The 21,257-nt window shown below is 45.9% G+C and carries 29 protein-coding genes and 1 pseudogene; 3 read left to right on the top strand and 27 right to left on the bottom strand.

What is annotated here, in order from left to right:
* The first annotated feature begins 22 nt into the window (after positions 1-22).
* Both C5684_RS09420 and C5684_RS01650 read left to right on the top strand, forming a co-directional pair.
* Positions 23-109: a hypothetical protein gene (locus tag C5684_RS09420; RefSeq protein ID WP_456152203.1), complete on the top strand. Its 87-nt coding sequence runs from the start codon at positions 23-25 to the stop codon at positions 107-109.
* Between the two features lie 169 nt (positions 110-278).
* A complete protein-coding gene (locus tag C5684_RS01650; RefSeq protein ID WP_158650168.1) occupies positions 279-1,652 on the top strand; it encodes a single-stranded-DNA-specific exonuclease RecJ in 1,374 nt (457 codons plus the stop codon).
* Between the two features lie 52 nt (positions 1,653-1,704).
* On the opposite strand, the gene C5684_RS01655 is transcribed toward C5684_RS01650, so the two are convergent.
* From C5684_RS01655 to C5684_RS01785, 27 genes and pseudogenes are all read right to left on the bottom strand, one after another.
* Entirely contained in the window at positions 1,705-2,088 is a 384-nt protein-coding gene (locus C5684_RS01655; RefSeq protein ID WP_013891107.1) for a hypothetical protein, read from the bottom strand.
* Complete coding sequence (locus tag C5684_RS01660) at positions 2,088-3,017, bottom strand: phage late control D family protein (RefSeq protein ID WP_104639227.1); 930 nt, start codon at positions 3,015-3,017, stop codon at positions 2,088-2,090. The genes C5684_RS01655 and C5684_RS01660 overlap by 1 nt, the downstream gene beginning before the upstream one ends.
* Entirely contained in the window at positions 3,018-3,248 is a 231-nt protein-coding gene (locus C5684_RS01665) for a tail protein X (protein ID WP_158650170.1), read from the bottom strand.
* Positions 3,241-3,780: a hypothetical protein gene (locus C5684_RS01670; RefSeq protein WP_104639229.1), complete on the bottom strand. Its 540-nt coding sequence runs from the start codon at positions 3,778-3,780 to the stop codon at positions 3,241-3,243. Before C5684_RS01670 ends, C5684_RS01665 begins: the two co-directional genes overlap by 8 nt.
* 2 nt (positions 3,781-3,782) lie before the next feature.
* Positions 3,783-6,332 carry a phage tail tape measure protein gene (locus C5684_RS01675; RefSeq protein WP_104639230.1) on the bottom strand — a complete coding sequence of 850 codons (2,550 nt, stop codon included), beginning with the start codon at positions 6,330-6,332 and terminating at the stop codon, positions 3,783-3,785.
* Positions 6,317-6,532, bottom strand: a complete 216-nt coding sequence (locus tag C5684_RS01680; protein ID WP_104639231.1) for a hypothetical protein — start codon at positions 6,530-6,532, stop codon at positions 6,317-6,319. Before C5684_RS01680 ends, C5684_RS01675 begins: the two co-directional genes overlap by 16 nt.
* Before the next feature lie 415 nt (positions 6,533-6,947).
* A complete protein-coding gene (locus C5684_RS01685) occupies positions 6,948-7,220 on the bottom strand; it encodes a phage tail assembly protein (protein WP_013891115.1) in 273 nt (90 codons plus the stop codon).
* A 9-nt stretch (positions 7,221-7,229) separates the two neighbouring features.
* On the bottom strand, positions 7,230-7,742 hold the full coding sequence (locus C5684_RS01690; protein ID WP_104639232.1) for a phage major tail tube protein: 513 nt from the start codon (positions 7,740-7,742) through the stop codon (positions 7,230-7,232).
* Positions 7,743-8,867 (bottom strand): phage tail sheath protein, encoded by a 1,125-nt coding sequence (locus C5684_RS01695; protein WP_233708619.1) that lies wholly within the window; start codon positions 8,865-8,867, stop codon positions 7,743-7,745.
* Positions 8,842-9,045: a hypothetical protein gene (locus tag C5684_RS01700; protein ID WP_104639242.1), complete on the bottom strand. Its 204-nt coding sequence runs from the start codon at positions 9,043-9,045 to the stop codon at positions 8,842-8,844. The genes C5684_RS01695 and C5684_RS01700 overlap by 26 nt, the downstream gene beginning before the upstream one ends.
* A 251-nt stretch (positions 9,046-9,296) precedes the next feature.
* The gene (locus C5684_RS01705; protein WP_199764465.1) at positions 9,297-9,794 is read right to left on the bottom strand and encodes a hypothetical protein; all 498 of its coding nucleotides are present in this window, start codon (positions 9,792-9,794) and stop codon (positions 9,297-9,299) included.
* 187 nt (positions 9,795-9,981) lie between these two features.
* Complete coding sequence (locus tag C5684_RS01710; protein WP_104639234.1) at positions 9,982-10,320, bottom strand: phage holin family protein; 339 nt, start codon at positions 10,318-10,320, stop codon at positions 9,982-9,984.
* Positions 10,321-10,551: 231 nt separating this feature from the next.
* Positions 10,552-10,806 (bottom strand): hypothetical protein, encoded by a 255-nt coding sequence (locus tag C5684_RS01720; protein ID WP_013891123.1) that lies wholly within the window; start codon positions 10,804-10,806, stop codon positions 10,552-10,554.
* Positions 10,806-11,222 (bottom strand): N-acetylmuramoyl-L-alanine amidase, encoded by a 417-nt coding sequence (locus tag C5684_RS01725; RefSeq protein WP_013891124.1) that lies wholly within the window; start codon positions 11,220-11,222, stop codon positions 10,806-10,808. The genes C5684_RS01720 and C5684_RS01725 overlap by 1 nt, the downstream gene beginning before the upstream one ends.
* Positions 11,209-11,634, bottom strand: a complete 426-nt coding sequence (locus C5684_RS01730) for a DUF1353 domain-containing protein (protein ID WP_013891125.1) — start codon at positions 11,632-11,634, stop codon at positions 11,209-11,211. Before C5684_RS01730 ends, C5684_RS01725 begins: the two co-directional genes overlap by 14 nt.
* Positions 11,627-12,193 carry a hypothetical protein gene (locus C5684_RS01735; protein ID WP_013891126.1) on the bottom strand — a complete coding sequence of 189 codons (567 nt, stop codon included), beginning with the start codon at positions 12,191-12,193 and terminating at the stop codon, positions 11,627-11,629. The genes C5684_RS01730 and C5684_RS01735 overlap by 8 nt, the downstream gene beginning before the upstream one ends.
* Before the next feature lie 8 nt (positions 12,194-12,201).
* Positions 12,202-13,422, bottom strand: a complete 1,221-nt coding sequence (locus C5684_RS01740; protein WP_104639236.1) for a hypothetical protein — start codon at positions 13,420-13,422, stop codon at positions 12,202-12,204.
* Complete coding sequence (locus C5684_RS01745; protein ID WP_013891128.1) at positions 13,419-13,970, bottom strand: phage tail protein; 552 nt, start codon at positions 13,968-13,970, stop codon at positions 13,419-13,421. The genes C5684_RS01740 and C5684_RS01745 overlap by 4 nt, the downstream gene beginning before the upstream one ends.
* The gene (locus C5684_RS01750) at positions 13,967-15,007 is read right to left on the bottom strand and encodes a baseplate J/gp47 family protein (RefSeq protein ID WP_158306691.1); all 1,041 of its coding nucleotides are present in this window, start codon (positions 15,005-15,007) and stop codon (positions 13,967-13,969) included. The genes C5684_RS01745 and C5684_RS01750 overlap by 4 nt, the downstream gene beginning before the upstream one ends.
* Positions 15,007-15,282 carry a GPW/gp25 family protein gene (locus C5684_RS01755; protein ID WP_013891130.1) on the bottom strand — a complete coding sequence of 92 codons (276 nt, stop codon included), beginning with the start codon at positions 15,280-15,282 and terminating at the stop codon, positions 15,007-15,009. Before C5684_RS01755 ends, C5684_RS01750 begins: the two co-directional genes overlap by 1 nt.
* Before the next feature lies 1 nt (position 15,283).
* Positions 15,284-15,673 carry a hypothetical protein gene (locus C5684_RS01760; RefSeq protein WP_013891131.1) on the bottom strand — a complete coding sequence of 130 codons (390 nt, stop codon included), beginning with the start codon at positions 15,671-15,673 and terminating at the stop codon, positions 15,284-15,286.
* On the bottom strand, positions 15,667-15,957 hold the full coding sequence (locus tag C5684_RS01765; RefSeq protein ID WP_013891132.1) for a hypothetical protein: 291 nt from the start codon (positions 15,955-15,957) through the stop codon (positions 15,667-15,669). Before C5684_RS01765 ends, C5684_RS01760 begins: the two co-directional genes overlap by 7 nt.
* On the bottom strand, positions 15,948-16,853 hold the full coding sequence (locus C5684_RS01770) for a DNA adenine methylase (RefSeq protein ID WP_158306692.1): 906 nt from the start codon (positions 16,851-16,853) through the stop codon (positions 15,948-15,950). The genes C5684_RS01765 and C5684_RS01770 overlap by 10 nt, the downstream gene beginning before the upstream one ends.
* Positions 16,811-17,035: a hypothetical protein gene (locus C5684_RS01775; RefSeq protein ID WP_013891134.1), complete on the bottom strand. Its 225-nt coding sequence runs from the start codon at positions 17,033-17,035 to the stop codon at positions 16,811-16,813. Before C5684_RS01775 ends, C5684_RS01770 begins: the two co-directional genes overlap by 43 nt.
* 3 nt (positions 17,036-17,038) lie before the next feature.
* Positions 17,039-17,173 (bottom strand): hypothetical protein, encoded by a 135-nt coding sequence (locus C5684_RS09660; protein ID WP_267891336.1) that lies wholly within the window; start codon positions 17,171-17,173, stop codon positions 17,039-17,041.
* A gap of 105 nt (positions 17,174-17,278) precedes the next feature.
* Positions 17,279-19,108: pseudogene (locus C5684_RS09720) on the bottom strand (phage major capsid protein).
* Between the two features lie 142 nt (positions 19,109-19,250).
* Entirely contained in the window at positions 19,251-20,540 is a 1,290-nt protein-coding gene (locus tag C5684_RS01785; protein ID WP_104639238.1) for a hypothetical protein, read from the bottom strand.
* Positions 20,541-20,656: 116 nt separating this feature from the next.
* Here C5684_RS01785 and C5684_RS01790 point away from each other — a divergent pair, with 116 nt between their 5' ends.
* Positions 20,657-20,968, top strand: a complete 312-nt coding sequence (locus C5684_RS01790; protein ID WP_104639239.1) for a DNA adenine methylase — start codon at positions 20,657-20,659, stop codon at positions 20,966-20,968.
* Positions 20,969-21,257: the final 289 nt, after the last annotated feature.

Consider the following 21,257-nt stretch of genomic DNA (forward strand, 5'->3'; position numbering starts at 1 on the left):
GACTTGTTCTAGCTGTGGCAATGTGAAAAAGGATTTAATGCTTAGCGATAGAGTGTATCAGTGTGGGGCGTGCGGGGCGGTGATTGATAGAGATTTTACGCGAGTTTAAACCTCGCAAAGCATTTAGTAAGTGGAGTTCCCACTGAATTAGCCTAGCGGACATGACGGCTCTATTGGACGATTGCCAAAGCAATGGTCTAGTAACCAGCATGGTGGAAACAGGAATACAACAGAAACCGCTTAAATTTTTTTCTATTGATAGAATTTTATAGGATATTATGCGGTTTTATAGGTTTGTAGGAACGGCTAGCAGTGTAGTAACTCTTTTAAAAAGGTCAGGTACAGAGAGTAGGGTTTATGTTTATAGTCCTAATCGCAACGCCCATGGGCATGGTTTGAGCTTGGTGGCTTTGGATGAGATTGCCAATAACGAGTCCTGTTTGATGGCATGTGAATTTGGTTCTTCTCAAGACTTCCTAGAATATCTCAAGACGAGTTACAAAAATATTCTGCAAAAACATGACAACCTAAAACCCTTGTTAGTGAGTATTGGCTTAGTTGTGGTAGAAGAGAGCATTTTGCAAAAATATTCTAAATTTTTTGAGAACATCATTATCACCGATAATCACACGCCTACAAAGACACGGGCTTACCAGTATAACCCTGAAAAAGCGGGTATTCATAGTTACAGCAGCTCTTTGGTGGCTTACCATTTTTTTAAGGAAATGCTAGGATTGGAGGATTGTGAAGATGCTTTAGAGTTAGCAAGCGTGGGGTTGTTGAGTAGTTATATTCCCCTAGATGATTGTAACCGCCCTTATTACAAGAGAGTGCTTAATCCCAAACACATGGCTATCAAACAACTGATCGGCACAGACAAAAACACATGGGAAAATTTAAATTACCAATATAGTTTTCACTTTATTAATGTGATTAATAGTTCTGGGCGTTTGAGTGGTCTAAAGCTAGACAAAAAAGAATACAACCACACCCAATACTATGCTCTCTACTATTGTCTTAATCCCAAGTGTGAGGCTAGTCTTAGCATTCTTAATGATTACAACAGAAAGCGACTTGAGTTCAACAGAAAATTACTTGCTGATCTGCGTGCCACAGAATATGCAGATGGGTTAGTCGTGGCTGGTAATGCTGCTTTGCCTTTGGGTTTTCTAGGACTCTTAGCTTATCGCTTGCTTGATCGCCATAAAGCTAATGTGGCTCTTGTTTATCAAGTTACAGACGATGATTGTTTCACCATCTCTTGCCGTGCGCGTTTTTTTGACTTGCAAACTTTTTTAAGCGATCAGCAGGCTAATGGGTTAGATATCGAGTTTAGAGGGCATACTAGAGCATCTGACTTGCAAAGCGATCGGAAAACTTTTGAATCTCTTTTAAATGCCTTACAATGTGCCTTGACAAGAGATCCATTAAAAACACAGGTTTTGCCAAGCAAAAATAATATTGCAATCTCCAATTTCTCCAAAACCACTACTTTTAAAAAAGAGATCGAAACTATTGCCAGTGTAGATCCCAATGATCGTTCTGTCAAAGGGCTTAGAGTCTATTTGGATCAGTATGTGAATGGGCAAGAAAAGGCTAAGAAAATGCTTTGCGGGTTTATCCCATACACCCCTAAAATAGGTGTTTTTTAGGGCTTGTCCCCATTGTGTCCCCATAGGGGGGTGCTAGGATGGGGAAAATAGTCTACAAAATCACCCCCCCAATACTAAAAGTGCGGGTGTAAAAGGTGATTTTGTTTTGTGCCACTAAGACCCAATCTTTCACACTGCTAGAGAATTTATCAATGATAATCTTTTGCGTGCGTGTGCTCTCTAGGGTGGAAAATTTGAGCGGTTTTCTAGCCTGAACTTTGGCAATCAGCCCATCAAACTCCTTTAATTGCTCTAAAAACAGCGTGGCACTGAAACTGATGCGCTTTTCATTGCCCCCTAGTTTCAAATAAAAGTTTTTAGAAAGCGTTTCGACTTTGTTGATACCTAGCGAGTATTCAAAATCCAAACTAGGGATGTTGTGATCCACTTTGAATAAATACTTGTCAATCTTAATGATTTTGCCTATATCTGCCATTATTTGCCCTTAATTGCGCTCTCAAAAGTCAAATTCATCACCCACCCGCTTTTATCTAGGCTGTGTTGGACTTGGGTGATCAAATGCAACTCCTTTTTCTTGCCCTTTTTAAGCTCCAATAACCCACCTGCAAACAATACCTGACCCAACGCCCTTAAAGTGCCCTTTGTTTTAGCCGTGTTGATCTCTTTTAGGCGGGTCTTGCCTATCACTAACGCCTCTTGTTGGGTGTTGGCATGCACGCTCATGCGCTTTTTGGGCTGTTGGCCTGAACCTATAATAATGGTGTGTTCTTGCCCGTTTTTATCCGTAAAAGCCACTTCTGCGCTTTTGAAGTGCTTGGTAACCATGTATTCAATATCCAAACTGATACAGCTATCCGCATCGATTTTATAGCGGGGGCGTTTGTATTGTTTGATGTCCCTATCAATGAAAATCAGCGTGTCATTCTTAATGGCATAGCTACAGCCATATTCCTTAGCCAAACGCATACACAGCGCGCTATCGCTTTCATCAATTTGTTCTAAAGCATTCCAAACAGAGCTGGCATGCTCAAAAGAGATTTTAGACTTCAAGCCGTGTTCTCTGGCAATAGAGCGCAAGATGTCCGCCACACTCTTATTTTTAAAAGTGCGGCTTTTCTTTTCTTTGAGCTCTTTATTAAAGTTAATGCTGGTCGCATCAATGCTAAAGCCGTGCCTGTAACTCTCTTTGATGGCAGAAACATAAAAGCCCCCAAAGAAATACAACTTGTTCCAGCCCAAAAACAAATCTAACCGATCGCCAAATTTGGGCATTTTGGAATTGGGGGCGAGCTTCAAGCTCAAAGTGTCGGTATTATCCTTTTCATAGTCCGTATAGCTCAAACTTTCCACCACAACGCCCACTTTAGATTTAATGCGCCATTGGGGGGCTAAGTATGTTTGCATTCAATCCTCCCACAAGGGCACAATGTCATCGCCCTCCTCTATTGTCTCCAAGATGGGCAAATTCACCACCTCCCCACCTGCAAAAACATCAATGGACAGCAGTTTAACATTGGCCAACAAAAAAGCATTATACCCGCTGGTGTAGCCCTGTTGCTCTAAGTGCCCATAATGCTTGAAAAAGAGGCTATCCCATCGCTCCCCTTGCAAGGCTACAATCTTTTTTTCACTCACGGCTAAGTTCTTGGGCAAAAATTACATTGGCATCAGATAAGAGGCGGTCATTTTGTTCTCTAGCGATTAAATTGAAGGGCTTAGTTTTGAAATAAAACGCCGATCGGTCCTTAGGGGCTCTTTGGCGCGCGTAACTATAAAGCGTGCCCGAAGTGGTAGTAATCCCGCTAAAACTTTGGGGGTTTTGGGTGGCTAAAAAGCCCTTGCCCCGCTGTCTTTGTTTGCCCCGCTTGGCAGCCAAAAACCCCCCTTGGATAAATAGCCTTTGTGTGGGACCCACCTTAACCAAAACCCCCGTGCGTTTTTGCAGGCGTTTAAAGCGATTCAGACTTAGCCTATAAGTGGCATTGCGGATTGTGATCTCCAAATCATCTATTTTGGCCTTTTTCATCTTGGTATAACGCCTTAAAGTCTTGTTTGAGAGGCTGTATTTTGTGCGGATTAAATCCCTTTGCCTTTTGGCGGTTTTAGTCAAGGTGCGGTTTAGCGCATTACGGCAAAAGCGCGCCATATCATTTAAGATTCTATCCATATTCAATCCTCATCAGCGTAGCTATACTGCCCAATGCTACTCTGCTTGATCGCCCCCACGATACTTTGGGGGTCGCTTTGGGTGTAGATGTTGATTGTTTGGGTGTTATGCGAATTTTTCACGCTATTATCGGCTTTGTTCGCCACTTCTAGGCTTTTTTGCTCCCCTATTTTGCTGTAATCAAAATCCAAAAAGGCGCTCTTTTGGGCTGTTTTGGGTGGGGTAGATAGCATATTAGCTGAGGGGGGCGGGCCTAGTTTTTGGCTCTCTTGCTGGGCACTTTTGACATCTACACTAAAGCCCAAAGCCCCCGCCACCTTGCCCAACACACCCGAAAAAATGTCTTTATACCAGTTATATGCGCGCATTAAAAAGTCAATGATGGGCTGGACTGACTCTAAGAGCCCTTGCCAAGCTTGCGCCACATAATCTTTAATGGCGATTAAAATACCCCCCAGCCCTTGCGCGCACGCCTCAAACCACGCAAACACCCCGCTAAAACTGGTTTTCAGGCCATCAAATTGGGCAACAATATCCCCCACCCACGCGCCAAAAAGCCCCTTAATAAAATCAATAACAGGCTGGAGCCAATTAAGCACAGCCATAAAGGCTGCCTTCAAGGCGTTAAACTGCCACACCAAAGCCTCAATCCACGCATTAAAGGCGGTTTCCAAAAAGCCAATAATGGGCTTAAACCAGTCCAGCACCGCAAAAAACACCGCCTTGAGCTTTTCCCAAAACGCCACAATGTGGATTTTCAAGCCATTCCAAAAATCCACAAACCAGCCCTTAATGCTATCCCAATTTTCCACAATGGCATAGATGGCTAGCCCAATTAAGGCGATTAAAACCCCAATGCCCGATGCAATTAGGGCTAAACGCATTAATTTCATCGCCCCACCAAAGAGATTGGCCGCTAGCATAGAGGTCAAGCCAAAAACACGCGTGGCAATCGTGCTTAGAGCAATTTGACCGCTTAAGAGCCGATAAGCCCCCCCTAAGAGCAACACCGCCCCCCGGCTAGCCGCATTGATCATAGCCCCCCCCACACTCACCGCCTTATGCCACAAAAGAGCCGCCACATTCCCCAAAATGCTAAAACGCATTAAAGTCCAAGCCCTTAAAAGCGGGGTGAAAATAACAGACATTAAAGGCCCTAAGATACCCAAACTAATAATGGCCGCTTTAAAAAGCAATAGGCCGCCAATAGCAAACATCACAATCTTAGTTAAGCCCTTGTGTTGTTGGGCAAATGCGCTAATGGGCTCTAAGAGTTTTCTAAAGCCCACCAAAATTTTATTCACCACAGGCAAGAGCGCATCCCCAATGGTGATCCACATCACCTCCATTTGCGCGCCTAAGCGTTTGAGCTCATGGGCGGTGGTGGCTGCTTTGGCTTGGAACTCCTCCTCCATAGAGCCCTTACTCTTGTTACTGGTAGCCAACTCCATCGCCTTATCGTATTTTTCTAGCGACCCCGTCAAGGTTTTAAGTTTGCCCAAATGTTCTAAGCCAAACATATCCTTAAGCGCATTGGTCTTTTGGGTGGAGTCTAGCTGGTTGATATTGTCAAAAAAGCCCCTTAGAGCCTTTGAGGGGTCTTTAGCGCGCAATTCTGACCACTCCTCAAAGTCCATTCCCATCTCATCAAACCACTTCTTAAAGGGCTTGCCCCCGGCTTGTAATTTATTGAGCATTGCGCTTAATGCTGTGCTGGCCACATCCGGGGTCATCCCCAAATCCAACATCGCCGATCCTAGCCCGGTAACCTGCTTGGCGGTGAGCCCAAAATTCTTACCCACCGCAAAAAAGTCCTTACCCGTGCCCCCTAAGCGTTTGAGCATATCGATAATATCCCCGGCTTTAGCGGTGGTGTTATTAGAAACATGGTTGATGGTGTCCCCCAATTCCACCATCTCATCCATACTAAGCCCCAAAATCGAGCGGATATTAGCCATACTCTTGCCCGCCTCATCGGCACTGATGTCAAAAACCACGCTCATTTTTTGCACGGTAGAAGTGAATTTGAGCAGATCCTCATGGCCTTTAATACCCATCTGCCCGGCACTCTCCAAAATGGCGTTTAAATCTTTGGTGCTAGAGCCTAGATCCACACTCATTTTTAGCACGCCCTCTTTGAGTTTCACATCATCGGTGGCATCATCTAGGACCTTTTTGACACTCGCAAAAGAGTCTTCAAAATCAATACTCGCCTTTAAGGGCTTGCCCAGAGTGGCATTAGCCGTGCCAAAGGTCGCCAACACCCCCCCAATGCTCTCCTTAATGCGATTCAGGCTTTCATTAAAGCGTTGGGTGATGATGGCGGTATTAACCTGCCTTAATTGCGTGTTGATGGCGCGCACTTCTTGGCTAGCAATGTCGCCTAAACGCAGACTAGAGTTAAGGGAGGTGCGTAAATCCCGCAGTGCCATCTGCGCCCCGCTGGTAATGCCCCCGCTGGTTTGCACAGACACAGCCCGCGTGGCCGCCTGCATACTCTGCCTAAAGGCCTCTAATTGGGGGGTGATTCTAACGCTTAATTCGGTTTGCATACATGGGCTTCATTAATGGTGATAACCTTATCATCATGCATTTGCCAAAAGATAGTGGCATGGTTTAAACGCGTGTAGTAGGGATTGCGTTTTCTGTGCAAAAGTGCGGTGTAGAACATCCCACAGTGGCGGGCAAATTTGGCAAAATTGCCAAACCTCTTGTTAATGATTTTCATGTGAAAAACAATGTGGCTATGCATGGCACTCCTTTGCTATAATAAAGTGCGGATACTATGGTATCTCTCTTTTCGTGTCATCTTTGGGAAAATGCAGAGCATTTTTTTAGGTAGCTAGAGCGTGATGCTTTTGGCGGGTTAAGAGATGCTGGGGTTGGCATCTTAGAAAGGAGAGATGCCATGCGTTTAGCTGTAGTGCTCGTGTTGATAGTGGCACTGACAATGCCATTATACTAGCCCAATAGGGCGGGCTCGCCTTAAAGGTGGGCTCCAACACGGGGATCATCGTATCCAATTTTCTTAAACCCACACTTAATCTACTTAACCCCATGCGTTTTTTCCAAAATTTCCTTAGCCAAATGGGCGTATTCCAAAAACTCGCTGATCTGCATCATCATGCACTCCTGATAACCAAAATGCAGGGCATAGCCCAAAAGGGCTACACCCGATCTAAGTTTTTTGAATCTATACCCCGAAACTCACTCACCAGCTTTGCTAAACGCTCAAACTCCTCTAAAGGCAAGCCATTTAAAAACCGCTCATCTAATTCGCCCATCGTGCAGTCAAACAAAAGGCTTTTAATCTGGGCGACATCATCGCCCGCCTTGTTGGCTTTTTGCAACTGGAACAAAGTGGGTTCGTGCAATTCCACACTCTGCCCGTCCCTAAAGGTGAAAGTTTTTTTATTGAGTAAAAGGGGTTTTAATGGCATGTTTGTCTCCTATGTGATGTTATTTTTAATGTCTTGGAATTGATCATCCCCATCGATTTTGAGCACGCTGTTAGCCTTGTCATAGCTAATCACCTCCTCTTTGTCTACCTTGTAGCTAAGCGTTACCACGCTCATCTCTAGGCTGATCTCTACTTCCTTTCCCATTTCCGCTTTAGGCAACTCACACGACTTGATCGAGCCCTCCATAGTCGCCTCGATTTGAATCTCTTTAGGCGAGCCATCATCTTCTGCCCCGCTCACATTGTTTTTAATGACAATTTTGGTGACTTGGGTTTTAGACAAGACGCTAAAAATCTGCGAGTCAATGGCCTGAAAAGTGATTTTAGAGCTTAGAGGCTTAACAATGGGCAATGCCCGCTCGTATTTGCCAATAGAGGCATTCGCCTCCAAAGTTTCAAACTCAATTTTAGGGGGCTCAAAATCCTTTAAAAGCCCGCTATACCCATTGCCATCGATGAAAACATTCCCGCCCGTAAAGGCTTGTGGCTCAATGCGTTCCATTTAGGCTCCTTGTGTGGCGGCTGCGCCATTAACTTGTTTGATAAGCTCCGTGCCATAAGTGCTAACCCGGTAGATTTTATTAACCACCCGCCCCACTAATGGCATTTCTTGAATCTCTTGCTGCACATACAGATCGCCCATCATAATGGTTTCATTGGTGTTGAGATCAGCAGGCACGCTCATGTTGTAACCCACCACGACATTATTAGCCACTAAACGCCGGTAAAAGGCATCTAAGCTATCGGTTACTTCCTTCAAGGCATCGTTTAGCTGCATATCAATGGCGCGTTTTTGGCTGGTTAGAATAGACTCAATGATGGTGTCAAAAATCACGATCGTGTGCAGGCTATCAATGCCCAAATCTTTATCGCGGGTGTGGCGCCCCCATGCGCGGATCCCATCATCCACAAAGCACACACTCACGCCCTTAGCGCGCAATCTGTCCGCCTCGCAGTCCTGCCCTAAAATATACTCCACCGTATCCACAATGCTAATCACGCCATCGATGGTGCGGTTAGAATAGGTCTTAGCAAAGCCAAATTCCCCCTCGCCCATCACCTTAGCATACAACGCCACTAAAAACGCGCTCAAGGGTCTTTCCTCCCCATCTAAACGGCGCACATTTTGGAAGCTCAAAATGCCCCTATGTGTGGTGATATTCTGTATCTCACGCTCTACGCTCGCCTCATCTTTGCCCTCTAGCCCTAAGGCATAAATGCCTCTAAAACGCTGGGCAATATTATTCAGGACCACCCCTAAGCCCGCACTATCATACCCGGGGGCTAAGAAAAACTTAGGCTTGATCTGGTGCTCTTGATCCACTTTTTTGAGCGCATCAACTGCAGCTAAAGCCAATTTAGCATTTTGGGCCTCATCGGGGTCTTTAATAAACCCACTCAACACAAAACGACTTTCTAACCCGGTCGCCTCAATGTCCTTAAGGCTCTCCTTAATTGAGCCCTCCTCAACTAAGCCTAAAGCTTCCTCAATATTCTTAGCCACATGCACGCCCTCTAAGCTGGTGTCATCGCCAATAATGGCAATGGGCTTAGAGTTATTGATTCTTGCCGGTGTGGGGGCTAGGTTTTTAAACTCAATGTTAATGCCGTATTGACTCTGTGCCATGTAACTCCTTTGTGTTAAGATTGCCCTCACGGCAAAAATCTAGGTCTTTTTCTAAAAGCTCGGTGTAGATCAATAACGCCTTAACGTTAGCACTTAAAAGCGGGCTATCTAGGGCGGGTCTTTCTAGTTTGGGGACATTGCACTTAGTGGGGATATACACGGGCTTATACAAACGCATACAGCCACTCAAAAAAGCACATGATAAGAGAGAAAAAGCTAAAATGAATATGCCCCCATTTGCGGGGGTGAAACCAAGACGGGAGTTTGCTATGTCAGGCAAAAATAGCAAAAACCCTATGCGTTCATTTTGCCTTAAAATCTCTTTTTTTGGGCTTAAGTTCATCTTGAAGTTCAAGAGATAAGGGCAAAAAACCGCTAGAGTTCCCCCGCATTTGCGGGGGTTTCCGTTAGGTTTTCTGCTTAACACGCTCACTGCCCACCCCTTTTAAAGATGTCTAAGTACCTCTGGATGCTCAACAACTCCTCTTGGGCGATGGGGCAATGCACGGGGCGTAAAACCTCTTGGGCGATACTCTGGGCGGGCTGGAGGCTAGCGTGTTGTGTTATGGTATGGTGCGGTGTTGTATTGTTCTGTATTGTGTGGTATTTTATTTTATGGTGTTGTGTTGTATTGTGTGGTGTTGTATGGTGTTTTGTGGTCTTGTATTGTATGGTATTTTCTTGGCTCAATTTGAGATAAGGCAATTCATAGCGTTTTTGCACCTCTTGGGTGCGTTTGTATAAGTCCTGCACATAGGCTTTAGTTTCAATCTCTTGGGCTTTAATGGCGGCATTTTGGGCTTCCAAACTAATGCGGCAATTCTCCCGCTCAATCAACAATCTTTGAAACCACCACACAAAGACCACCACGCCCCCTATTAGGGCGATAAAGCCTAAGACAATAGCGGTGTATCTAAGGCTAAACACCATGCCACCTTAAGGAGCTTGTGCTAGGCATTATGTTATAGTTTGGGTGGATACCATAGCGGTTTGACTTTGTGGTTTTAGCGGTGCTGGTCACGCCGCTATACTGAAAAAAGGGGCAGGCTCTTTTGGGGCTTGCCCCGCCACGAGGGCTATTGTATCCTATTTTACCTAAAACCAACATAACAACCTACTTCTTATCCCCGATTTTCTTTTCCAAAATCTTTAAGGCATAATCACTCACCACCTCCGCACCGATATAGCCAATCCCGCCCGCTATAGCCGTGCTTAAGCCAATGGGCAAATGGAAAAAGTAGATAATGGCTTCAAAGCTAATCCAAGTAGTCAGCATGGAGCTCCCAATGCCCCAAAGGATATAGCGGATTTTATCCCACTTCCCGCTAAAAACCTCGTTTTTGATGGTGCGCAACACAAACAACCCGCCCACACAAAAACCCACTAAGAGCATAAAAAAGTAAGGCATATACTCTTTGAGGGCTAAACCCAAAATTACGATGTCTTGTTGCATGGGGGGAACTTTAGGGTATAATTTGGGCAAGCACACATGGTTTGTTCTTTTTGGGCTATTTGGCGTATAGGGCTTGTCTCTAGGGTAGGGTAGCGCAGTGGGTGGTGCTCCAGAAAGGAGCAAACTATGAAAGTTTTAGTCATTCTAGCGCTTATAGTGGTTTTAGCCCAACCACTATACTGACAAAAAGCCCCCGCAATGGGGGCGGCGCTAGAATGATTGTGCCACTTCTTATCTTGCATGTTGCTTAACCTTGCCCAAGCCCAAATCAATTTTCTTTTCCAGCGTGGCTAATTGTTGCTTGACAATTTCTAAATGATTGACCGAGGCATTGGCATTTTGCAAGAGAACAAAACTCTCCACCAGCATAAAACCCAAAACGCATATTTGCAACACGCCCACAAACATAATAAACAAGCCAAACCGCTCGACCTTTTCCATACGCTTTAAAGCGTTTTCTATGGAACAAAATTGCATATTATCCATTAAATGCCCTCATCTTGCACCCAAGTGCGCACATCAAAACACGGGCAATCCTTACCCTTTTCAAAATCCCTATGCCCGTAAAATTTGGCATTAGAAAACTGCTTTTTAAGTTCCAAACACAAATCTTTTAAAGCCTCTTTTTGTTTGGGCGTGCGGGTGTCTTTGGATTTATTCCAGCTATCTAGCCCCCCAATGTAGCAAATCCCAATACTATCCTTATTCTGCCCCACACAATGCGCCCCCACATCAGCAAGGGCGCGTCCTTTCTCAATCGTGCCATCTAGCTTGATCACATAATGATAGCCAATACACTTCCAGCCCCTCTCCTTATGCCATCTATCAATGTCCGCCGCACAAAAGTCCTTCTCTTTTTCGGTCGCCGAACAATGGATGATGATTTTATTAATGGTTCGCATGATCGCTCCTTTTCTTGTAGTTGTTCACAAAGGCTTTAGCAATGCCAAACCCCCGCACACACCCATACAAAAAATACGCCTTGAATGTGCCAAAGGCTTTAGTCTCTAACATCGCCTCTAAGAACACATCATCAGCGTATTTGCGGGAATGCTTGCCCTGTTGGGCTTGCACGCACAAATAATCATGCAAAATAGCGCATTTAAGTCCCTTGCCAAATTTAGGCACTAACTGGTTAAGCCCCAAATTGGTAAAACCATCGCAGCTAAACCCAGCGGGCACAACAATCTCCTCAAAGACCAAGTTGCTATTTTTGGACACATAACGCACAAATTTAAAGCCCTTTAAAAGCGTCAAGCTTTTCCCATCATTGCTCAAAATGCATTCAATGGGCGCGCTGAAAGCATTAGGCATTGCTATCCTCTAGCTCTTTAATCTTAAACTCCTGCACGGCTTGCAAACTCCCACACGCATGCAAAGCCTCCTTTTGTTTGCCATAAAAATTCAACACCCTAGCCTTATAAGCCAGCCCATCAGCAAAAACTTTTTTGAGTTGGGCTTTGGTGTGCTTTTTGTAGGTTTTAAAATCCGCCTCTGGCTCTTTGCATCTAAATTCCGCATCAATGCCCGCACTGATCAAGGCTTGCAGATTGATCTGATCTTCTGTGTTCAAGTCATAGCGATGCGGACTCCCCAAAGCCGCGCTAACAAAACCGCGCGCTAACAACTCTTGGATCACGCGGTTAATCTGTCTTAGACACAACTGGATTTGCTGGGCTTTTTCTCTTTGTTGCAAGGAATAAGCCACAGCCTCCAACATAGCGGGGGTGACCTCTACATTAACGGGCACTTCCAAAAAATACCCCTCAGAGCTTAGACCTATTTGCAAGTCCAACCCCTCCAAAATAGCCATATCCACCTCTTGGGCTTTTAAAACCTGCTCTACACTGATGGGGATTTGCTCAGTTTCCATGCGCGCCCCTAAAAAATATCAACCGCAAAAATGTCATCTTCTCGCCCATAATGAGCCATCTCCACATACACCTTAAAAGTCCCCACAAAAACGCGCGTGAGGGGAATAGTGAATACAGCGGCCTTGGCATTGTTGACTGTCTCCTCTGCAGCGGCGATACAATCCTCATTGCGGTATCCACCGCCCCGCTTATAGGGCCAGAGTCTCCATTGCGCCCAGTCAAACTTAAAATTAAAACACAGCAGAGTAACGCCCCTTTCCGCTACACCGCATGTGAAATGCACCCAAGTGTCTGGGCGATCTCCAGCTAGAGTGAATGTCTCATGCCCGCGCCCCCCCATAAATATTGTGACGGGGCGGTAAGCAACCCGCCCCGCACCATTGATCCGATTAATCGCCTCTTGGGCGGCTCTATTCACCTGGGCTACATTGTTGTTCATCTGCCTGCTCAAACCATCCGCCCCATTGCGCAACCGCCCCAAAGCCTCATCCACCCGCCGATTCGTGTTATTCACAGTTGTGTTGAATTGCCTGTTTAGCCCGTCTCTGAACTGGTTATCTGCCGTGTTCAAATTGCGCTTAAAAGTCTCTTGTTCTTGATTGAGGCGCTGCCTGAATTGGGCTAGGTCATTGATGTTTTGTTCGACTTTTTGGGTCATTTGCGCAGACTTGGCATCAAAGGCTTGATCTAGCTGTTCTTTCTTGATCGTGAATTGCGCATAAAGCGTATTTTTAAAGGTGTCTAGCTCAGCGTGACTGGGAAAATCCCGATTCATATAGATGATCCGATCAGCTTCATCGCCCAAAATGCTGAATTTAATCACCAAGAGCCCGCCCATTTTGTCCGTAATGATCACACGGGGCAAAGCAATCACGGCGACTAACACATCTTGGTCGGTCAAAAGCGCACACGCATAAACATAGGATTGGGTGTTGAGCGTGCTCAAATCCACTTCAAAGGTCAAATGCTTTTCATCATCAAAATACGCCTGATCAATCTTGCCCCTATGGTAGATAAAGGGCGCAATTTGGGCAAATTCCAGCGGGCTAAGCTTTTGGGCATCCACATCTTGGGGGGCATTATCCGGGAACACGCGCCGACTGATCAATTCCTCCAAAGGGGCATCATTGGGGGCGGCTGTTCCGATCAAGGCATAGCGTTTGACCTGCGCCCGCAAACTGCTGTTTAAAATCTCAAGGCCCTTAGCCGTGGGGTTGCCCAAAATCATACACGCCCCTTAATGTTAAGATGGAAATACCCGCTCACATGCGCGCGCTGGCGCACTTCTATCTCGTTATGCATCACCACACCCAAACAATTATCCCTAGCACTCTTAGCCCAATTAATCGCCCTAAGCACCGCCTGACTATCTTGTTGCAAGATGGCGTTTTGGTGGCTGATCTTAGCCTGCACCACAAACTCAAAGGGCTTGAGCCGTTTAGCCGTGCGGATTTTATTAAAGGGCTTTTCATCTTGGTTGGCATGCGTTTTGATCAGCACCTCCCCAAAGACCTTTTTACACACCGCGCGCACGCCCGTATGTGTGCCTAAAAAGAATTGTTTTTTGAGCGGCTCAACCACTTGGGCGCGCTGTTGTTCCTCTTTAAGCGTGCTATCTAAGGAGAGTCCAAAAGACTTCGCCAAAAGCTCAATATTGGGGTTTTGTTCCCCGTAAAATTGCCCCATAGGCATGTGCAAAGACTTTTTAACCACCCCGCTTAGGGCTTCATCTAGGGCGCGCAAATAAAGGGGGTAGTTGTTAGGCAACACGCTCATGCCTGCACCTCCAAAGATACATGCACGGCTTGCAAATACAGCCATTGATCCGTATTAGCTGGCGTGATAGTAGGCAAATTGACATCTAGCACTTCAGGGGTGCTAAAAGCCAAACTTTCTAATTTGTTTTGGCTAGGGTTTTGCCCAATGGCTAGGGATTTAAATAAGTCCTTAGCCCGTTTTTCTAGGTCTTTGATGTATGCATTGGCATCGATGGGGACTTTTAAGCTGATGGTGTAATCTAGGGTGGTCTCAATCTTTTGGGCAAGCTCAATGATGACCTTGTCGGTTAGGGGGGTTTTATCTTTGATAGCCTCTTTAATCAAAGCGGGCGCATCTAGGTTTTGTTCATTAGTGTAATAGATTGTAACCTCGCCGGGTTTGAGGCTAATCACTTTGATTTTTCCCACGCCCTTAATGCTCGCAAAATGCGTGTAACTTTGCACACTCCCAGCCGTGCTAAAGCTGGCTAAAGAGAGCTTGAATCGTTCCCTTAATGCCTCATCGCTCTCTAAGTCTTGCAAATTCACAAAGGGGCTAACAACCTCAATTTTGAGCACTAAGGGGTTAGCATTTTCTAAAATATCAGTTTGCCAATCCCCTTCTTTATCCCCCAAAACCTGCACGATATTACCCCCTTCACCCGGTTTTAGATGCGTATCTACACTTAGCCACGCAATAGCCCCGTCCGCACTGGCAAATTTGGTATTTTTGGGCAAAAACACGGGGGCTTTGACCACAATATTAAGCTTGGCGGTGGGGAACTCTCTTTGATAGCGTTTAAGCCCCAAAAGAGCCACCAAAGCGTCCAAATGCGCCCCGCTGGAATATTCTAAGAAGTTATTGGCGATGGTGTGGTTGATGTTGTCAATGGCTTTTCCCAAATAATAAAGGAAGCAATTAATCAGAATCTGGATGTCATCAGCTATGAGTGGCTCATAAGTTTGTCCGCTTTTTTCTTGGTAGATTTTGGAAAAATTAGCAGTTAGTTCCTCTCTAGCTTTTTCAAAGTCTAAGGGTTGCAAAAATGCGGGCATCATAGCTTAATGTCCTTTTGCACATCAGCGGTGCGGATATGAAGTATTACGCCCTCCTCCCCCACAGACACGCTCAAATCTTGGGCTTGCACACGGGGCTCGAAATTTTCGATATTCTCTAAAACTTCCTCTTTAAGGTCCAAAATCAAATCATCTTGCACCGCCACTCTATCAATAAAAATCGGGCTCAAACCCACATGCGGGGCTAAAACAAGCGTGTTCTTAGTGGTGCTCAACAATCTATCAATGTGTTCTTCTATGCCCAACAAATACATCTTAACTCCTAAAGCTGGGGGTGAAAAAGACCATGTCTAGCTCTAAGATGAGCGCATAAAGCGGGGTGGCGGCAATTTCGACCTTTTCAACACGAATGCCCTTGGGGTCTTTGTGCGCCGCGCTGAAAATCTCTAATTCCTCTAAGACCTGCTCTAAGAGATGATCGGCTAAGTCTTTGGAGGGGGCTAGAATCTCAAACTCTAAGGACATGGTGTGTTTCCATGTGTCGCTATTGGTGGCTCTTATCTCGGTGTTGCTGGGGCGGATGACCAAAAAGGGGGCTTTGCTGGCATCAAAGGTCAAAATGTCATCGACTAGGACATTGGGGATTTTGATCTTGCGGGCTAAAGAACTTTGCAACCCTAATAAAACTTCATTTCTTTTCAACATGTGCCCTCCCGATATTCTTGCAAGAAAAGGCGCAAAATGGCGCGCGCACGCTCAATATGCACAATGCGCCATGTTTTTTTATCATACACCAATGCCCCGCCCGTCTCTAGGTCGTAATTATCTTTAAGCGGGGTGATTAAACAGAGTTTATAACTCACAAAGCGATCTTCGCCCAATAAATACGGGTCATAGGAGCTAAGGCAGGGGCGGGCACGATCATAAGCCCTAAAGCTCTCACCCAAAATGCCTTGTAGATCGTGGCGCGCGATTTCATTCAATCCCATAACGATTGCTCCCGCTCAAATGCCAAATTAGAAAATAGCCACTCTCGCCCCATCTTACCCTTGCTAGCCCCATAGCGATAAGACAACTCTAGGGCATGCGACTTGCTGTATAGGGCTTGGATATGCGGATGTGCGTCATAGCTACACAGCCACGCATTGGGGCTTATTTGCAAGAATTGGGCTAACTCTTGATGTGTCTCTTGGCTATAAGAGCTGCTGTAGAATTGTGCGCCCATTTGGTAATAAGGCGGATCACAATAGAACACCACGCTTTTATCCAGCCCCGCCATAAATTCCAGCGCATCCTGATTGGAAATACTAATGTTTGAGGCGTGCGCTTGGATGCGCTTAATCTTTTCTAAGAGTAAGCTACGCTTGAAGTGACAACCAATGAGCCACTTGCCCTTTTGGGCTTGCCCCCCTATGGGACCAGCGCGCAGTATCCCTGAAAAGTTTGTGCGGTTGAGAAAAAACGCAGCAAAGCCTAGATCGAACAAAGAGGGAGGATTTTGCAAAATCTGCTTTTGGACATGCCATTCCTCTAAGCTAACTTCTACACGCTGGATTTTCTCTACAAACGCGCTAGGTTCTTTGAGAATAGCATGCCAAATGGCGAAAATATGTGGATCTAAATCATTCAAGTGGAGCTTAGAGATAACACCCCCAAATAACAATGACAACCCTAACCCCGCCCCCCCGGCATAACTCTCGGCAAACTCTGCGCCCAAGTGCTTATGCTGGACTAATAAGCCCCCAACAAAGACACCCAGCACACTCTTACCCCCGGGGTATCTAAGCGGGCTGGGGGTTTTAGCGACCGCCTTGCTGAGAGTTAGGCGTGCTTTTTCTTGGGTCATTTGGGCACTCTTGGCTTGATCAATCTCTTGCCCCCGCACAAATACAGCTCATCGCGATAATCCACGCAAGGGTAAGCATTATCTTGGGTGGGCATAGGCTTAACCACTTTGTCAAAACGCAAGCGGGCGATCTGCTCGGCACTCAATGGGCTTAAATCCACAATTTGCCCGGCTTTAAGATGGGACAACCCCACCTGCGTATCAGCTAACACCAAATACATAGGCTACTCCACAACAGGCAAATCAATCGCCTCGCCCTCTTGATTCTTTTTATCCTCTTTATCCTCTTTATCCTCTTTATCCTCTTGGGTGGGCAATTCATCGGGGGCTTGTTTGGCAATCGTGCCAACCCCCAACAATTCATCAATTAACGCCTAATTTGTGCTGCTAAACTCCTCCCCCCTTTTGTGCCCCTCGCACTCAATTAGAGTATCATACTGGATAAAATACGCCATATTGCCTCCTTAAATGTTGTCCGCTGCCCGTTTGGTAACCACAAACCTTTTAGGGTCTTTGATTCCAATCGCCACATCATAAAAGCCCGTGAAAACCACATCCCCCTCATCATTTTTAAGGGCCTGCACTTCTAAATTATTCCAAGTGCCTAAAATCACATTGCTAAAATCCCCAAACATCGCCTAAAAATTGCGGACTCGATTATTCATAACGAATTTATAGCCACAGAGATTATCCCCATTTTCATTGAGCAAATAGCGATCGGATCGCCCCGTGTTGTCATAGCGACTGGTCTTTAAAGTCGCCCTAGATTGGTTGTTCGCCACAAAAACCACGCTATCCAAGTTGAGATTTTGCCCGGTCAAAAAGCCCTCAAATTTCATCGTATTGGCAAAATTGGGGGCACTCAAAAAGTCATTGATCCAATTCACCCCATTGGTGGCAAACACGCCCTTAAAGGGGCACACCCCATCGGCTTTGCCATACAGCACGCCCAACTCTAAAAGGGCTTTAATCTCCATTTTCATGCGCTTAATAATCAAACTCTCCAAAGCAAGAGGGGTCATGTTCAGCATTTGGCGGGTTACACGCACTTTAGCCTTAATGGTTTTGGGGGTGAGTGTGATTTTATCCGCCCCTAATTTGCTCTCAGTGGTGGTTCCCCCCTCAGCCACCCAATAAGCCGTGATTTTGCCGGTCTCTCTGGGGATTTCCACCACGCCCATTAAGCCCGTCATCTTGTCGCATAAATTGAGCAAATTGCTTTCTTGGAAGACTTGCTGGATAAATTTATCCGCCCTATAAATATTGGGCACAAAGCCCGTGCTATTGATACTGGTCATGGCATTAAAGCGAGTCATATAAGCATCATCAATGGTGAGCCCATTGATGCCACTGCTAAGCTCTACAGGGCGGCTGGCATTCCCGCTAGCCACATTCATCGCATAATTGGCTAGAGAACAGATCGCATTAGCCTCGCTCTTTTCTAAGGGCTTTTGGGCTAGGGGCTTAGCACTAATAAGCGAAAAGCTAAAATCTTGGTAGCTCTTATTCTCTTTGATCGCCTCTAAAGCCTCTTTTTCTTTGCCCATCGCACTCCCTAAAGCCATAATTTGGGCGTTATTGGCCTCTTTGGCCTGCATTTGGGCGATCTGATTTTGCAATTCAGACAAGCCCACAGATGGGGCAGGGCTGGGGGTGGGCATTGGGTTAGCCTCCATAGAGGCACTCACAGCGGGAGCACTGGGGGCGTTAAAATCCGTATTGGGGGTTTCATTCATCATTTCTCCTTGTTGTAGTTTTTGGGCAAATTGGGTTAAAAGTGCCTTTTCATCGGCTCCTTGCCACACCGCACTCAGCTCAATCACATCCCCGCTCACCATCCGCCTTAAGGGCAAGCCCTCATGGGTTTGATCGCTCTTTTCAATCTTAGAGTTGGTAATGCCCACACTCACACTTTGGCTAAGACCATTCTTGTATTTGTTGAACGCCTCTAAGCTGTCCTTAACATCATCAAAAAATTGCACCTTGACCTTATGCCCGCTCTCATCTAGCTTGTGCTCTTTAATCACCCCAATGGCACTATCAAAACGCAGATCATGATCTTTGTAGAATCGGGTGGCTTGGAAATTCAGATTATCGGTGAGCACTTCCAAATAGTAGGGCTTAATCTTTAGCTCTTTCCAGTCAATGTAAAACTGCTTGATTTTGGGGTCTTTGGAGATGGCAATAAAGCTCAATACTTTTTCTTGCTCGTCAATGCCCCCGCTAATGGGCATCTGCAAATTGATATTCTCAGTCGCACCCAAAAGAACACCCCTTTTAACTTTGGGGGGCATTATAGCACTTTTTCTAAATACATCAATTAAAAAACGCTTGATTGTGCTATAATGTTAAGCCTAGCGGCACATGTTCTTTAAAGTCTTGATTCGTTTTTCCCCGTGCTCGCTAGGCTCTTTGCTAGGCAACCAACCTCCTCTACTACCCCCCACCACCCACCGGGGGGGAATTCCCCCAACTATCCACATCTAGCACAAAAGCCCGCGCACGCCCCCCGCACACCTCCCAGCCACGCACGAACAAATGCACTTTTGAGCGCACAAAAAGCGCGCCACTGCCTAAAGCCTCAACTAAGCCCTGCTCAAACCCCGCACACGCCCCCCTAAACTCTAGGGTGTAAAATTGCGCATTAGGCGTGGGTTTGAGCCGTGCATACGCCCTAATCCCCTTGAAACACACCAACACCCGCGCATGGGAATAATCCAACTTTGGGCTAGCCCAACAGATGCGCCCCTGCCTAAACTTGAAATGAACAACATCTTGCCCCTCTAAGGGCTGATAAGATACAAAATGCGCGCTATCTTGCCCGCCCACATCTAGAACCACCCGCCCATCTTGCACACAAGCGCAATAAGAACATTCCGCCTTTTCCGTGTGCAACTCGTATTCTTGGGCTTTTTGGGCTTTACACATTTGCGCCACCCATGCGTCATGTTCGGCGCATTCTTGGTCAATATCAAGGGATAACCCCACAACACGCCCGCCCCTTATTTGCGTGCGCAAATAGCGGCAGTCATCATTGACATCTAAAAATTCATCTAACCGATCCAGCAAAGACTCCTCTATGCCCCCATCAAAGACGATATTCGCCCACTTGCCCCATGTGGGGTTATTAAACTTTTGCAATTTGGCATGCAAAGTTTGCCCTTCAAAGACAATTTCTACGGGGGCGTTATCATACTCCATGCCTTGAGACTCCCATTTTGAAGCACTAACCCCCCAAAATCCAGCCGATAGGCAGATGGCGGTTTCTTGGACTTCCTCTACTTCCTCAACTTCTGGGGATTCTTGGACAAAATATAGTCCCCCCACAAATCCCCCCTCATCTCCATCTAACACTTGGGCAACAAGGCTCAAATTTTCCCAAACGGGGGGTTCTTTGGAGAAAAGCCCCATGAAGTATTGGTTGCCCCGCACAAAAAAGTATCCCATGATCTCACCATCAGCATTATATACGACGTGGCAAGTTTGGGAGCCCCTAAGTTGTCTAAATCCAATTGATTTGGCGTGTTTTTTGAATGCGAGCTTATTGGCGCGCACATGCAAAGTCGCCCCGTAGTGCAATTCCCCCTCACCTTCAAGATGGTTACACTTAAGGGTATAGAGGGCTTGCACTTTCATGTGGAACTCCTCTAATGGCAAGCTCCCAAAAGTTACACTCTTGGGGCTGAATGCGTTTTTGAATTTCACTTCTACGGCTTGTTTTGTCATTTGAAACTCCTTGATTATTTTTATGTCTGTATTATATAGTATTTTATAGTATCTTGTCAAGTATTTATAGTATAAAATTGTTGTAATTTGCTAAAATTTACAAAAAAGGATTACACATGACAACCAAACCCCTCGTTTGGCCCGGTGGTAAGTTTTATCTGACCAAAACGCTTTTAGAAAAACTGCCCAGTAGAAAATACTTCTGCGAAGTCTTTGCCGGTGGTCTCTCTTTGTTGTTCGCCAAAAGAAAAGAAAATTTTGAAATTGTCAATGACTCCAATAGAGAACTCATCAATTTTTATATCTGCGCCCGGGATTTCCCAGAGAGCCTAGCCCGGGCTTATGCGCGCCTGCCCCTTGAGCGTGAGGCATTTATGCAGATTGCCAGCCACGCCGTAAAGCCCCTAGCTTTAGCTATGGGGATATAAGGCTAGCACCAGCATGGCTGTGCTAATATTCGTGTTGCAATCAAGGGGTAATACCCTTGGGGTTGGGGCATCAACCTTTGGAATAGGGAATGTAAGACTCCAAACGGAGCTATCCTGCTTGAAGCCGCGATCTCCACTAAAGCTAGAATCCCCTAACTTTAGTTATGGGAGAGTATGTCAAGGAATACAGAATGAAATTTTGGGCAGTTAAACCCCCGGGTGTTTTGTGTCTGTCTCTAATACACATCACCGAGCCCACGAGATTAGGCAGGATTGCGAAGGCCGACTT

Origin of the sequence: Helicobacter bizzozeronii (assembly GCF_900196775.1) — a bacterium.
Lineage (GTDB): Bacteria > Campylobacterota > Campylobacteria > Campylobacterales > Helicobacteraceae > Helicobacter > Helicobacter bizzozeronii.